A 14200-nucleotide genomic window follows, 5' to 3' on the forward strand; every position below is an offset into this window, starting at 1 on the left:
CTTTATTTCTTGCTTAAGCTGTTTACTGTCTGACTTTACTGTTTTATTTGAAGGTGGTGTTACTAAGTCTTTCTTCCATTGCTGAATATGATGCGGATAAAGCCCTATATTACGGCAGTATTCATTTATGGCGGCTTCATCTAAACTTCCACACTCAATGACCGCGTTGAGCCTTTCTTCTAAACTCCAGTCTTGTGGTCGTTTTTCTGCTGTCATTTGGCTACCCGTCTGGTGTATTTCAAGTTGATGCTTTTTTGCCAGTGCTATCCAACGTTGTAACGTTGAATAACCGACACCTAAATCATCTGCAATATCTTCTAAGCGAACATCATCACATTGAGATAATGCTTTTTCAACAGCTTGAACTTTAAATTCTTGTGTAAATTGACGTCTCATTTTATTTGCCTCTGCTAAATGTTAGAGGCGACAACTATCCTGACACAGGGGGGTAATAGCCAAGTGATGTTCTTGTTGCATTAAATCCATCCCTAGTATTTTCAAAGTTGACATCACTTGGATCTGAAAGGCGAATAACTTCTCGTGCAGCTGCGATTACTTCCTCTTTATTGTGATTCTTATACTCCCTTAACTTCCACTCTTCCAGTGAAAGATCTGGACGTTGGCTCGCGCAGCCAGCTAATAATAGAATTGATGCAGCTACTAATGTTCTAACCATTTACTACTCCTTGGTTTCCTTGGTTATTATAAAATTCCTGATTGTATATCCGTGCCTTAGCACATAACGCCCTGTTAACAGGCAAAATAGTTGGTTAAAATTAGCGACGAAGGAGCAAAACCAACTGTTTTTGTCCTTGTTTAACAGCTTGTTATGTGTTTATTTAACAACACAGCTTCTAGGGGGGTATGCTGTGTTTTTACCATAATATTTACATGATGTTTTTTCACAACTTAATTTAGAGACACATCCAACAACACCATTAACCATTTGAACCCAAACGTTACCGTAATTAAACATGCGTTCTCCCGGGTAAGCATCCCCAGTTGATCTTTCTTTACCAGCCATTTCTCTTACTTCATTTAGAGTCATACCTCTTTCAACATAATTTAAAACCTTATTAGTTTTACTTCTTATTATCGATCTAATTTGATCTAGTCGGCTCTCAATGACTCTATGCTCAGCTTGATATTTCCTAAGTAAAGTCTCAGCCTTCTTTAATTCAAGTCGGATCTTAGATAGTTCATGTTCTTGCGAGGATTCGATAATAGCTTGTGTAGCAAGTTTTTTCTGTAAGTTAATAACTTGAGAACTTCTTAAATCAACCTCTTCAGACTTTTCTATAAGGAGGCTTTCTAATTTGACAATATCTCCTTTATTCGCCCGTATTTTTAATAACTCTGAGATCCCTTCTGAAACGCTATCAGGATCAACTAAGACACTAGCTTTAACGTAAAATGATTGCCCATCATATTTTTCTTCTAATATTTTTGTCTTTATGATCCCAGCTGTTACTGTTTTAATTTCTTGGCGAAAAGCATTTTTAGTGTTCTGGTTGCTAACGAATTGATTAATTTCTAAATAACTCTCAACAAAAACACCTATTTCTTCCAATATTAATACCTTAACTTGATTGAGTGCTTTTACCCTTGCGCTATTCTTACTGTCGTCATCACTGGTGTTATAGCTATAGTCTTTGATTATTTCTTTTACTCGAGTGTTATCTTTATTACTCGTATTAATATCATTAATACGAGTAATAATTTCTTGATATGAAATATCCTGTGTTTCATCCATCTGAACTTGATTTGGGGTATTGTTTATTACCACTTTTTTTTTACTTATCGGCGTGGTTGTACTTGTACAACCAAGTATTAGAAGTATAGGTACAGTGATGAATAAAAAACTTTTCAATTTAACCTCCATGAGGGTTTAAACACATAACGCCCACATTAACGGGCTAAGTAATAGTTGGCTAAAATAGCGAGGCACGAGCACGGCCAACTGTTGCGTGTCACGTTGAATTGCTTGTTAGCCTTACACTTTTACCAATCTAGCATTTCCGAAATACTTCTTAGCCTGATTAACCACATTGTCACATGATTTTTTAGGCAACCAAATATCTATGGCGTTTCCACTTTGAGTGAATAAACTAATACAATTATCCGCTAGTTGAATTTTTGTGATATTAGATTTAATAACGACTTTAGATGAAAAGCCATAGCATCGAGACAGCATTGTCGGGTTAACTATAACGTTATCTCCGTCTTCTATTAAAGCTTTATGGGAAGTAGATAAGTTGACTCTATTTTCAATAAACCAAATAATTATAAAAGCGATAATTATATAAATATACATTGATTCCAACACTAAACTCCTTGTAAGGCTAACATTTTAGTATTTATGCGGCACGCTGTTTGTGTTGCATAATCGCTTGTTGGACTGAGCCGCTACCTGCTCGGTGTGTCAGAGTTGGTGTTGTTTATGCTATGGGAATTTGCTTTTTGGAGGCTCTCACTTTTCTAGCTGATTTAATCAGCTTAGCTAGTGTTATGTAAGCTTTCCCTGCATTGCTCAGCGCTTATTATGTATTCATTACACCTAAATTTGCCTTAATAAGCAATTATATTTTTTACACGTACAGAGGCCGCTAGCCTGAGCAGTTAAGCAGGTTAACTAATTGATTTTAAGCAGCTACCTAGCTGCTAACTCGTTCGCTCTACTTTGGTCCTTGTTTCATATAACTGGAATACGCCAATTAACCGCAAGATACCTGCCTTACAATGCTGGCAAGGCCAATGCGGTATCAGTGTTACGTTTTCTGTCTTTAGCTTCTCCACTTTACCTCTGTGTGATTCTTGTGACCTTATTAATGCTAACTTTCGCTTGCGACACGCATTAGCTAAAAAGCCATAGTGGCGAATGCGCATAAACCCTTTGGGCAATACATGTTGTAAGTAGCGCCGTAAAAATTCATCACAACTCAGAGTCATGACTTTATCGCGGTTGTTATCTGCATAATCGCGGTATTTAAAGCTCACTGTTTCTTCAGTCGCTGACACTAATCGCGATTCTGACATCACGCCTTTTAGGGTATAACGAGCAAGGTAACTAACTAGCTTTTCACTGTACGTTAAACAGGCTTTGCTATACACGCACCATTTGGTTGGCGTGCTTACCTTCGCGAATGAACTATCGCATTCATTGAGCGCCGCCAGCATTTTCCCTCTGAACACTGTTGATAATGCTTTAACGGGGTATAAATAGCCTTTTTCTATTTCATGCCAGTGCGCTTTATCAAGCGCGCCTGCGGGTATCAAACAGTGTAAATGGATATGCTGACCTAAGTTTTGCCCCCACGTATGCAGTACACTTGTCATGCCTAACTGACCATGCCTCTTTCGTTTCGCAAATTTACTCAGCGTTTGCCATGTGGCTTTGAATAAACACTGATACAACGCGTTTGGGTTGTAGTGCGCAATGATATTCAACTCATGCGGGAGTGTAAAAACAAGGTGGAAATACCTACATGGTAATAAATCCTCCTGCTGTTTTTGCACCCATTTAGCCGTAGCCATGCCTTGGCAACGCGGGCAATGACGGTCTCGACAACTACATCCAATCTTTTGCGACTCCCCACAGCTATCACATTGCCATGCTTGATAACCGAGCTGACCCGTTCTGCATGATTGAAGGTGCTGACACACGCGCAGTTGTTGATAACTCACCGTATGATGTTGGTGATAACTCTCAAGGCTTGAGTTTAAAATATCAGCGAGGTGTAAGGCGTTCATTGTTTACTCCAGCTCGCAAGCAAATCAATGCCGCCATGACCTAACTCTGGTAACCAATGTAAGTAACTTTGTGTGGTTTTAATATCACTGTGGCCAAGCTGATGTTGCAGTTGATGAAGTGGCATACCTGATTCAAGTTGGTGTGTTGCATAAGCATGGCGTAAAGTATGTGGATTACAGTGCTTTAAGCCACACGCTTGTGCATGTTTTCTCAATGGCTTCCTGAAGGTTGATGCTGACATAGGTTTATCCATTAATAACCGTGAATAGAACATCCAACCTGTTGGGTGATACATTTTCCAATAACAACGTAATTGAGCCAGCACGCTATCTGATACAACCACATAGCGTGATTTATCCCCTTTACCCTGTTCAATTAAAATAGTTTTACGCTGTCCATCGATATCTTGCACTTTAATGCGTAGCAGTTCATTAATACGTAAGCCACACCCGTAACACACCACTATTAACGTTTTTAGTCGCATATCGGTGCAACTTTCTATAAGCCGTCGCATGTCATCGCGCGATAAATACGTGGGTGCGCGAAGTTTTACTTTTGGCAGTACAATATCTAAGTTAAGTGGCCGATGTAAAATATTCTTAAACAAGAACCAAATACTGTTTATCTGTATTTTTTGGCTTGCTCTAGAAAGTTTACGAATCGCAGGATCGTTAAAAAAGGCGTTAAGTTCCTCATCAGTAATCGAATCGAGCGGTTTATTAAAATAATGACTGAGTTTTAGTAAATGTTCACAGTAGCTTTTACATGTACTTTGCGAATAACCTCGATAGGCTATTTCAGTTTTGACTTGTTCAATGAGTGTATTCATGACTTACCTCCAAGTTATGGGATAACCCCAAGGTAAGTGTGGCTCAAATGATAAGAATAGGATCTCCGCGTAGCGGCTCAGTCCAACAAGCGATTATGCAACACAAACAGCGTGCCGCATAAATACTAAAATGTTATGCGTTTCTACGACGCAAGCTGAAAGAATAACGAGTAAAAGGAAAAAAGATGCCAAAATATGATCAAACCTTTGAACCTACCCGTCTTGCCTTGCTTGCCAAGCAGTATCCTGAGATTGTGAAATCAAACGGTGAAGTGCTTTTCTGTGCGGAAGATAATGAATCTCGCTTGAGCGGCACTCGTTGGACGATTGAAGACGATATTTTTGAGCAGGCTACTGAATCAGGATTCAAGGTTCACCTGATTGAATTGCTTGATAATTTTATTGAGTATCGGGGTCAATGTAATGAACTACCGAAAAAGGAAGGTGTCGTTCGTTTTGGTGATGGTAGCTTGAATATTGAATGGCTCCCTGATGGCTCTACGGAGCTTTCTTAATGGATGCATTGTTTAATGATTACGCAACGATATTGAGAGATGTTAATGTTGGCTTGTTCAATCTTGAAGAGGACAAATACTCTGGTGTGTTTTTACCAGTTCCATTTAATGAGTACTGGAGTTCAAGTTTAAAAATCATGTTGGTTGGTCGAGAGACTGCAGGCTGGAATACTGATAACAAAAAAAATAAAATAAGCAGAGTGGCTGAGTTCGTCGAAGAAGATAAGGTTTTTGAACTTTTATGCGAAGCAACTGGGCGCTACAAAAAACATCTTCCGGTATCCAAGGAAGGAAAAGTTATAACAAAAACTCGAAGTCGTTTTAAACAATACTTTTTTCGTTTGGCGAAGGAGCTAGACGTTAGCCCTAAGTCTATTGTCTATGGGAATATATTTGCGTGGGACTACGATAAGAAAAGCCCTAGAACACGCCCGAAAAATGAGCTTGAAGAAGTAACATCAATATCTAAAAAGCTTCTTGCAGCACAGATAAAGCACTTTCAGCCTGATGTTGTAATCTTTGCGGCTGGCTTTGTTGGCATTGACCCCATAATAAAGCAATTATTCAATGAAAACTTTTCTGGATATAAAAATAAAGAGGTGATTTCTGGTAAATTCTGGGAGTTTGAGGCAGGTAATGCTACATGCTTTAGAATTGCCCATCCGAGAGCAACGCATGGACATGGCAAGTTCCGCGATCAAGTGATTCAAAGGATTAAAGCTCGTGTGGCGGATTAAAAATTCGCATAACAAAGCATTGCAGCGGACAAGCCGCTGAATGCGGCGTTATCAATGTCCGCATCACGCCCTGAGGCACTCAACAAGCTTTTTCTACCACTAAAAGAGGAGAACCTTTCTCTTTTAGTGCTTTTAAATATTTTGATTCATCATAAGCTTTTCCTGTTTTCCAGCACCTTAATAGACCTTAGGCTAGTACAGCTTACTTTAGTATTGCGAATTTACGACCTGTGAGCATATGTTCAGGATCTAATGCATTAGGGTTGTAAGATGAGCTTTTAATTACTTCATAAATAACAATATCTTTAGCATCTTGTTCAAAAGGGTTTTTTAACTCCAATGGCTCTTTGTCATTAAAAAAATCAAACTTTTCATAAGCAGTTATAAAATGTTTATTTTCAAGATACTCGTTACAACTCAATGCTAATTTTAAAGCCTCCAACAGTAGATGTTTAAGAGCTCGATTCTCACCTCGACATGCAGCAAACAACGCTATTGTGGTATTTTTACTTTCAAGCTTAGGAGGCTCATCAAATGGCATTTTCTTAGCTAGCCCCATTAAATATTGACGAAAGTACTTGCTATCATTTTTTAAGCTAAAGTATTCAAGTTTTCTTTTTCTAACTAAGCGAGAAGCCCATTGTGGTTCTTCAGCTATTGTTGCAGCCCAAGGCATACCAACCAGTACTATTGGCACTTTGGCTTCTTCACTAATAAACTTTAACCCATTTGCGATTTGTTGCCGCTCTTGTATGCTTTTAAACTCTATTAACTCCTGAAACTCATTAATGATGAGTAACTCAACTTGAGCTTTAATTAAGCTTTCTACAAGCTTTTTAGTTAGGTCTGTTTTGTAGCCTCGCTTTTTAATTTGGCTACTTCCAAATAGCTCCAGATCTGCCAGCATTTGGATTAAAGTTGCATCTAAGCCTTTCCCCCTAGATATACGACTTATTAAGACTGGCATAGTATTTCGGCTATAATTCTGTGTAGCTAGAACTCTTTTTTTGTAGTGATTAATGGTATGGCTTTTTCCTACGCCTGTATCACCAATTAATAGCATACACTGCTGGTCTGACTGAAATATACGGTTTAATCTCAGCTCATCAAAGTCATTAAAAATTGTTTTGATTTGAGAGTGCATAACAATGCAATCGCTAAAGTTGCGCAACTGTTCGATCTGCAATTCTGTTAAGGCATTCATTCAAATGCCTCTAAGTCATCATCCCAATCATCATCCCAATCATCATCCCAATCATCAAAAATATCGTTACTTATATTTTTTTGTACAGGGGCTGCACTTTCTTCAGAAACCTTAATAGTGCCCGTTCCTGTATTGCTTACATCAGCTATTTGAGCTTGCTTTTTGACAGTTGTAATTTTTGCTTTAGTTTTTGATTCAATGAAAGCTTCTTGCTCTTGTCTTACTCGCTCATGAATAGCCATGCGTGCTTTAGCTAAGCCCAAACTATCTTTAGACTCCCGAATGATTTCCCTGTTAATTTTTTTTATTGTTTTATGTTCATAGATACTTAACCCGTCCGTATAGCCGGTAGGGTCTGTACACGGTACTTCTAGGTAGCTTTCCAGCTCTTCTAAGTAAACATAAATTTTTGAAATATCATCAGGATCAACTTTAATAAGTTTTTTTATAGTTTCTTTTGTTTGTGGATAATGTTTACGATAATCAGCCAAAGCTGTTGAGTCATACATTAACTCTTGATATTTAATACCATTTCTCGTTAAAGTTCTTGAGTCGGAGATGCGCATTAACATATCAAAGCGCGCTTCTTCTTCTTCACTCATAGTTAAAGGGGGGTATGCATCAAACCCTTGTTGCCAACGTTTAATTGGGATTCGAGTTTCACGTGAATTACTATCTTGATGATATACATCCACGATCCACCGGTGAAATTCTTCAACAAAAGTTGAGAAGCGCATAATTGCATCTTTCTCAGGTTTATATTCTTCTTTTTCTAAAATATTTGAAAATGTCTTCCCTGGTAATTCAGGTAAGAAATATTCATTAATCACCCCAAAAAAACGCTCTATAAATGGTTTGAGCCAAGGCTTGCGTACAGGGTTATATTGGATATTTACTCCTGCTGACTGACAAGCATGCTCTAGGTTTTTAGACCAAAACTCAGCACCATTATCTACAACTAAATTTTCAAATTTACCAAAGCAAGGCCAATCATTTTGTAGTTCTATATTCAGAGCATCAAGAGACTTTGGCTTAATCGCATGAGTAATAGCCTTAGCCGCAGATACATATGAAGGAGATTTATAGCTAAGATGAAAACCAAGAACACAGCCACTAAATACATCAATAAGTAATGTTAGGTAAGGTCTTCCTATAGGGATAAGTAACTCATCATCAAGTAGGATTAAATCAAGTGGTGTATGATCAATCTCTACACGCTCTAATATTCTTGTAGGGGGTACATGCGCAGCGCAGTAAGCAAACCATTGATCTGCTTTAAATTTACCATGCCTTGCGACCGCTACTGCATATGGGGGTATTGCTTTGATTCTTTTATTAAAGGCATTATAGGATATTATTGGAATCTTGCCTTCAACAATGCTCTCATTTTCAATAACAATAAGGTCTTTATAGTACTGATATGCAGTTGCTACAGTAGGTCTTTTAGCATCTAAAAATCGTTCTAATGCTTTATCAAAAAACTTATCATCCCCTTCTATACGGTTGCTTCTGTTTCCCATTTTATGGTTTTTATCAGCAAGGGAGGCAATATCACCGTTGCTTTCGATGTATTTTTTACGCCAACGAGCAACAGTTCGCCAGTTTGGCCGAATTTCCTCACACCCTTTAAAAAGCTCATCTAAAATAGGATCTAAATTTCGTTGGGTCCACCCACGTGAAAGTTTTTTATCTATAGAACTAATTAGCTTATACCTTTGTAGCGCTTGGTTTTTAAAGGTATCTGGAAAGGTATCCAAATCACGCTTGATTAAGTTGGCATCATCTAATTTGACATATTGTTTGGGTGTTTGTGGCTTTAATGGAGTTAGTGATCCATCAAACTCATTAAAAAAGTCAGTCATAGTCTAGCCCATAAAGTTGGATTATTAGTTAAATTATCATGCCCTAGGTCAGCTTCAATCAGCCCTTTATGCATTAGCCCAAAGACGAAGGATCGTGTTTCACCAATAGGTAAACCAACCTGAGAGCTTATATCATTTAGCTTAATAGCCCCTGACTTATGAATGAAACTGAGCAACTCATTTTGAATGCTACTTATACCGTAAACACCTGAATATCGGTGTAATAATTTTAAGTTGTTTAATATTGGGTTTACCCTAATTTGTCTATCAGTCACGAGGATAAGATCAATTCCCATTTTTAATGATGCAGCCCTTTTGGCAGCAAACTTTGCTCTAAATAATGGAGAAGTGATTTTTGAGTAGGGTTTATATTCGTGGTATTTTTGGGTTTTATCTGTATATGAAATAAGTGTATCTGGTGTGTAAGGTAAGGTTTTACCCATAAACTCATATTTAAAGCCTTCAGGCTGACTTCCAAAGCTCTCTATCAAGTCGTTATATTCATGATGAAAACATACATCAAACTCTAATGTACTTTCACACATAATTACATTACTAACTTTAGTGCTAGCAAATTTGAATACATTTTTATTCGGAGAAGGCTTTCTTAAGTTGCGTATATACATGAGTAAAATAACCATTTTCATTAATTTAGTACGCATACTATACAAACAAAAAATAACTATGTCACTCTATGGTTAAATAAAATAACAAGCTATTGATTATACTAAACTTAATTTTTAAACCTCACTTTTAAATTGGTTTTTATGTCAAAGTATGGTTTAATTATGTCACGGTATGGTTGTATTATGACAAACTATGGTTTCAGCGACACCTTTAACCTTTAACCTTTAACCTTTAACCTAAATCATCGCGGCTTTTACATACACATCAAAGCGGTTTTTCTTGGTTTTGATTTGCATACTCGGGGTTTTATCATTTAAAAATGGTGCGTAATCGGGGCGTTTCACTACTACACGCTTACTGGCAAGGGGGTAGGCAAACTCGAGTAAATCATCGGCGTCGGTATCGCCACCTACTAACTCTTGGAATACGCGCATTTCTTTTTTAACCAATGCTGATTTTTCACGGTGCGGAAACATAGGATCTAAATACACCACATCGGGCATGCTGTCACATTGAGCAAGTAAGGTATGGCTTGAGCCAAATATTAAGCTCATATTTTGCTGCATCCATGGGCCAATTTCACTATCGTTATAAGCACGTTGTAAGCCATCATATAACAGTGCAGCAACCACGGGGTGGCGCTCATGTAAAATTACTTTACAGCCTAATGAGGCTAACACAAAACCGTCGCGTCCAAGGCCTGCTGTGGCATCGAGTACCACTGGCGTTGCGCCCTTATTAAGACCAACGGCTTTGGCAATTGATTGCCCTTTACCACCACCAAATTTACGCCTATGTGCAACGGCACCAGTTATAAAGTCTACGTTAATAGCACCTAATTTTGGCTCGTCAGTTTTATACAGGCTTAGTCCTTTATCATCGTAATGCAAGCTAAAACCACTGCTTTGCTCTGCCCATTGAGCAAGCCCAAAGCGTGCTTCTAACTCATTTAAATAAGGTCGACACTCTTTAAACGCACACTGTATAACCACTTCACACTCCGATGATAAATTTCACCGTTATTATACCCAAACAAAGCCAATATACGATCTCTAGTTTAAAACAACTCAATATCGTTATTTTCGCTCTCAGGTTCTGGCTGCGCTTGTTGTTTACTTAGTTGTGTTTGAGTAATTAAGTCATCACGCTGTTGAGTAGTTGTTTTTAGTTGGTGCTTAATAAAGGCTAAATCATTCGTGGTTGCAACCAGCTGCTGTGATGTATGGCTAAGCTGAGTTATTTGCTCATTGAGCTGCGAAGCTGGTAAGTCATTTTGTGTTTGCATTAACGATTGGAGTTGCTCGAGCTGCTCTGTAAGCTGGCTAATCGCATTCGTTTGCATGGCGTTTTGATTTTTAAGCTGGGCAACAATATCTTTAAAAGCAAGGGTGAGCTCATTGTCGCGCATTAGTCGATATTGGTGCTGCTGTATAGTAACTACTTTTTCGTTAGTTACTTCTAAAATATGCGGAAATAAATCTTTATAGCGACCATACAGTGATGGCGTATCTATTGGCATATTTTTAATTAACAGTGAAATATTAGGGTAATTAATAATAGTACTATGACCAATATCAACAAAGCGCTCTGCATTTTTATGCTGCATGAGTAGCTCTTGCTCTAATGGGCATACGCCCGTCTCTTGGCTATAAAACACTCCCTGGTTATTTTGCCAAAAAACAACCACGACATTGAGATGTAATGGCGTAAAAAAGCCTAAAAAGTATTCACTTAATAGTTCTAAATTATCAGCATGGTAGCTTTGACAAACAAAGCGCATAATGCGTCCCATGTCACCGGTTTCAATCATCGCCATTTCAGCTGTTTTATTGGCCTTTGCTATATCATACTGCAGTGCTGCGCATTGCTTGCGGTACTGATAAAGAATTTTAATACGTGCCATCAGCTCCTGTGCGTTAAAAGGCTTTAAAATGTAGTCAGCCCCACCAACACTAAACCCTTTAATACGTTCGGCCTGTCCCACTTTGGATGATAAAAACATTACCGGAATATCTGTTGTGGCTTTATTTTGTTTAATACTTTGGCAGACTTCATAACCAGACATTCCTGGCATTTCAACATCAAGCAAAATAATATCGGGGTTATACTTATTTGCTTGTCTTATGCCATCTTCACCATTTTTGGCATGGAGCACTTTACAAAACCCAGCTAAAGACTCTTCAATAATATGGTGCATTAATTTATCGTCATCAATTGCCAGTATTAACTTTGCCATGCGTTAGTCCCTTTTAGTACTTTGTTCAAAGCATAGTACGCTATGTTGAAACTACTAAAATTTATTCAAAATATTCTTTAACAACACTGTGTTTTAGGCAATAAAAAAGCGCCACTGGGGCGCTTTTGTAATTATATTTTAATCCGCAAAGGTCAACAGACCCTAAGCGGCGATGCCGCTGTGGCGCAGTAGTGCATCTACACTTGGCTCACGACCACGGAAGTTTTTAAACAGTGCCATTGGCTCTTCGCTGCCGCCTTTTTCAAGAATATGCTGCATAAACGCTTGGCCAGTTTGTGGATTAAAAATCCCCTCTTCTTCAAATTTAGAATAGGCGTCTGCCGAAAGTACTTCAGCCCATTTATACGAGTAATAGCCTGCACTGTAACCGCCCGCAAAAATATGACTAAAGCCATGCTGAAAACGGTTAAACGCTGGCGGCTTAATGACTGAGGTACGACTGCGTACATCATCAAGTACAGCTTGAATGTTACATGGTTTGTCTGCCACGTAGTCATGGTGAATTTTAAAATCGAATAACGAGAACTCAAGTTGTCTTAGCATTTGCATACCTGAGTTATAATTTTTAGCCGCAAGTAGTTTATCAAGCAACTCTTTAGGTAGTGGCTCACCGGTTTCGAAGTGGCCTGAAATAAAGCTTAGGGCTTCTTCCTCGTAACACCAGTTTTCTAAAAACTGGCTTGGCAACTCAACAGCATCCCACGCTACCCCATTAATACCAGCAACGGGGGCTGCATCTACTTGGGTAAGCATATGATGAATACCGTGACCAAACTCATGAAACAGTGTGGTTACTTCATTATGGGTAAATAACGCCGGCTTATCGCCAATCGCTTTATTAAAGTTACAGACTAGGTAAGCAACCGGTGTTTGTAGCTCGCCATTTGCGCGCACTTTTCGACCCATACAGTCATCCATCCACGCACCACCACGCTTGTGATCGCGCGCATACAAGTCTAAGTAAAAACGACCACGTAAAGTGTTATTGCTGTCATAAATTTCAAAAAAGCGTACATCTTTATGGTAGCTATCAAAATCAGCGACTTCTTTTACAGTAATACCAAATAGGCGATTAACCGTTTCAAATAAGCCACTTAGTACTTTATTTGCTGGGAAGTACGGGCGAAGAACTTCATCTGAAATCGCGTACTTTTCTTGCTTTAGTTTTTCACTGTAATAACCAAAATCCCACGCCTGCAGTTCACTAATACCATGCTTTTGCTCTGCATATTGTTGCAGCTCTTTAAGTTCTTGCTCTGCTTGTGGTTTAGACTTAGCGGCTAAGTCTTCTAAAAATGAGAATACCTGCGCGGGTGATTCTGCCATTTTTGTAGCCAACGATTTTTCAGCGTAATTATTAAAGCCAAGTAATTGTGCTAACTCATGACGCAGTGCCAACTCTTCACTCATGATCGCAGAGTTATCAAACTCTCCCGCATTAGGGCCTTGATCGGATGCACGGGTAGAAAAAGCGGTGTATGTTTCTTTGCGAAGTTCACGATTATCTGCATAGGTCATAATCGGCAAATATGAAGGGAAATCTAGGGTAAATACCCAGCCGTCTAAGTCTTTACTTTTTGCCGTATCGGCCGCTAATGCAAGTGCTGATTCTGGTAAACCAGCCAATTGGCTTTCATCGGTAATATGCTTATGCCATGCAAGCGTGGCATCCATCACATTATTACCAAATTTTGAGGCAAGCTCTGATAAACGCGCACTAATTTCACCGTAGCGTTTTTGTTGCTCAGGATTTAACGCAATACCTGAAAGCTTAAAGTCACGTAATGCGTTAGTAATGGTTTTTTGCTGGGCAGTAGTGAGTGTTTTAAATTCGTCACTGTTATAAAGTGCGTTGTAAGCCTCGTACAAACCTTGGTGCTGACCAACAAAAGTAGAGTATTCAGAAATAAGCGGTAAACATTGCTCGTAGGCTTCGCGAAGTTCATCATTGTTCATTACTGAGTTCAAATGCGATACCGGTGAAAACAATCGCGATAGTTTATCGTCAGCTTCTTCAAGGGGTAATACTAAATCTTCCCATGTGTATGATTGCTTTGCTAATACATCATTAATTGCACTGCGACAGTGCTCAATACCTTTTTTTAGTGCCGGAACAACATGCTCTGGCTTTATTTTTGAAAAAGGCGGTAAACCTTCAAGCCCGATTAGGGGATTAGTATGTGCATTGGTCATAGTGATTCTCGGTTTATGCAAAATATAAAAATTTAAGTTGGGGCAAAATACGTAAATACAAGGGCAAACCTGCTTTACTAGTTAACGAGTGTGTATCTGTAAATGATCACCTAGCAGCTTGATCTGAAATAGCATACCTTTCGTTTGATGAAGGATGTTTGATAGATTTTAGCAGCCCCGAACAAGTGACTTGCTCATCGCATATGCTATCATCGGCACAGAAAA

The 14200-nt window shown here is 38.7% G+C and carries 14 protein-coding genes; 2 read left to right on the forward strand and 12 right to left on the reverse strand.

Annotated elements, in window-relative coordinates; translation table 11 throughout:
• The 6 genes from ND6B_RS01995 to ND6B_RS01970 all read right to left on the reverse strand — a co-directional run.
• On the reverse strand, positions 1–396 hold a 396-nt coding region (locus ND6B_RS01995), incomplete at its 3' end, for a transposase (RefSeq protein ID WP_033102530.1).
• Positions 397–430: 34 nt separating this feature from the next.
• Entirely contained in the window at positions 431–676 is a 246-nt protein-coding gene (locus tag ND6B_RS01990) for a hypothetical protein (RefSeq protein ID WP_033104246.1), read from the reverse strand.
• Between the two features lie 159 nt (positions 677–835).
• Positions 836–1870: a hypothetical protein gene (locus tag ND6B_RS01985; RefSeq protein WP_152333070.1), complete on the reverse strand. Its 1035-nt coding sequence runs from the start codon at positions 1868–1870 to the stop codon at positions 836–838.
• A gap of 123 nt (positions 1871–1993) precedes the next feature.
• Positions 1994–2326 (reverse strand): hypothetical protein, encoded by a 333-nt coding sequence (locus ND6B_RS01980; RefSeq protein ID WP_033104248.1) that lies wholly within the window; start codon positions 2324–2326, stop codon positions 1994–1996.
• Between the two features lie 335 nt (positions 2327–2661).
• Entirely contained in the window at positions 2662–3750 is a 1089-nt protein-coding gene (locus ND6B_RS01975) for an IS91 family transposase (RefSeq protein ID WP_033104249.1), read from the reverse strand.
• The gene (locus ND6B_RS01970) at positions 3747–4580 is read right to left on the reverse strand and encodes a tyrosine-type recombinase/integrase (RefSeq protein ID WP_033104250.1); all 834 of its coding nucleotides are present in this window, start codon (positions 4578–4580) and stop codon (positions 3747–3749) included. The genes ND6B_RS01975 and ND6B_RS01970 overlap by 4 nt, the downstream gene beginning before the upstream one ends.
• Before the next feature lie 185 nt (positions 4581–4765).
• Here ND6B_RS01970 and ND6B_RS01965 point away from each other — a divergent pair, with 185 nt between their 5' ends.
• Positions 4766–5095: a hypothetical protein gene (locus tag ND6B_RS01965; RefSeq protein WP_033104251.1), complete on the forward strand. Its 330-nt coding sequence runs from the start codon at positions 4766–4768 to the stop codon at positions 5093–5095.
• Positions 5095–5832, forward strand: a complete 738-nt coding sequence (locus tag ND6B_RS01960) for a hypothetical protein (protein WP_033104252.1) — start codon at positions 5095–5097, stop codon at positions 5830–5832. Before ND6B_RS01965 ends, ND6B_RS01960 begins: the two co-directional genes overlap by 1 nt.
• Before the next feature lie 202 nt (positions 5833–6034).
• On the opposite strand, the gene ND6B_RS01955 is transcribed toward ND6B_RS01960, so the two are convergent.
• The 6 genes from ND6B_RS01955 to prlC all read right to left on the reverse strand — a co-directional run bounded on the left by ND6B_RS01955 (position 6035) and on the right by prlC (position 13975).
• Entirely contained in the window at positions 6035–7036 is a 1002-nt protein-coding gene (locus ND6B_RS01955) for a TniB family NTP-binding protein (protein WP_033104253.1), read from the reverse strand.
• The gene (locus tag ND6B_RS01950) at positions 7033–8898 is read right to left on the reverse strand and encodes a Mu transposase C-terminal domain-containing protein (RefSeq protein ID WP_033104254.1); all 1866 of its coding nucleotides are present in this window, start codon (positions 8896–8898) and stop codon (positions 7033–7035) included. The genes ND6B_RS01955 and ND6B_RS01950 overlap by 4 nt, the downstream gene beginning before the upstream one ends.
• On the reverse strand, positions 8895–9560 hold the full coding sequence (locus tag ND6B_RS01945; protein ID WP_235420579.1) for a TnsA endonuclease N-terminal domain-containing protein: 666 nt from the start codon (positions 9558–9560) through the stop codon (positions 8895–8897). The genes ND6B_RS01950 and ND6B_RS01945 overlap by 4 nt, the downstream gene beginning before the upstream one ends.
• A gap of 201 nt (positions 9561–9761) precedes the next feature.
• Complete coding sequence (locus ND6B_RS01940; RefSeq protein WP_033104255.1) at positions 9762–10517, reverse strand: class I SAM-dependent methyltransferase; 756 nt, start codon at positions 10515–10517, stop codon at positions 9762–9764.
• Positions 10518–10582: 65 nt separating this feature from the next.
• On the reverse strand, positions 10583–11761 hold the full coding sequence (locus ND6B_RS01935; RefSeq protein ID WP_033104256.1) for a response regulator: 1179 nt from the start codon (positions 11759–11761) through the stop codon (positions 10583–10585).
• Between the two features lie 162 nt (positions 11762–11923).
• On the reverse strand, positions 11924–13975 hold the full coding sequence (gene prlC / locus ND6B_RS01930) for an oligopeptidase A (RefSeq protein WP_013463996.1): 2052 nt from the start codon (positions 13973–13975) through the stop codon (positions 11924–11926).
• Positions 13976–14200: the final 225 nt, after the last annotated feature.

Source organism: Pseudoalteromonas sp. ND6B (assembly GCF_000764215.1).
Classification (GTDB): Bacteria; Pseudomonadota; Gammaproteobacteria; order Enterobacterales; family Alteromonadaceae; genus Pseudoalteromonas; species Pseudoalteromonas tetraodonis.

Coding starts and splice junctions, on each gene's coding strand:
- ND6B_RS01970 (WP_033104250.1), bottom strand. CDS start 4,580: ATGAATACACTCATTGAACAAGTCAAAACTGAAATAGCCTATCGAGGT.
- ND6B_RS01950 (WP_033104254.1), bottom strand. CDS start 8,898: ATGACTGACTTTTTTAATGAGTTTGATGGATCACTAACTCCATTAAAG.
- ND6B_RS01990 (WP_033104246.1), bottom strand. CDS start 676: ATGGTTAGAACATTAGTAGCTGCATCAATTCTATTATTAGCTGGCTGC.
- ND6B_RS01945 (WP_235420579.1), bottom strand. CDS start 9,560: ATGCGTACTAAATTAATGAAAATGGTTATTTTACTCATGTATATACGC.
- prlC (WP_013463996.1), bottom strand. CDS start 13,975: ATGACCAATGCACATACTAATCCCCTAATCGGGCTTGAAGGTTTACCG.
- ND6B_RS01965 (WP_033104251.1), top strand. CDS start 4,766: ATGCCAAAATATGATCAAACCTTTGAACCTACCCGTCTTGCCTTGCTT.
- ND6B_RS01935 (WP_033104256.1), bottom strand. CDS start 11,761: ATGGCAAAGTTAATACTGGCAATTGATGACGATAAATTAATGCACCAT.
- ND6B_RS01960 (WP_033104252.1), top strand. CDS start 5,095: ATGGATGCATTGTTTAATGATTACGCAACGATATTGAGAGATGTTAAT.
- ND6B_RS01975 (WP_033104249.1), bottom strand. CDS start 3,750: ATGAACGCCTTACACCTCGCTGATATTTTAAACTCAAGCCTTGAGAGT.
- ND6B_RS01955 (WP_033104253.1), bottom strand. CDS start 7,036: ATGAATGCCTTAACAGAATTGCAGATCGAACAGTTGCGCAACTTTAGC.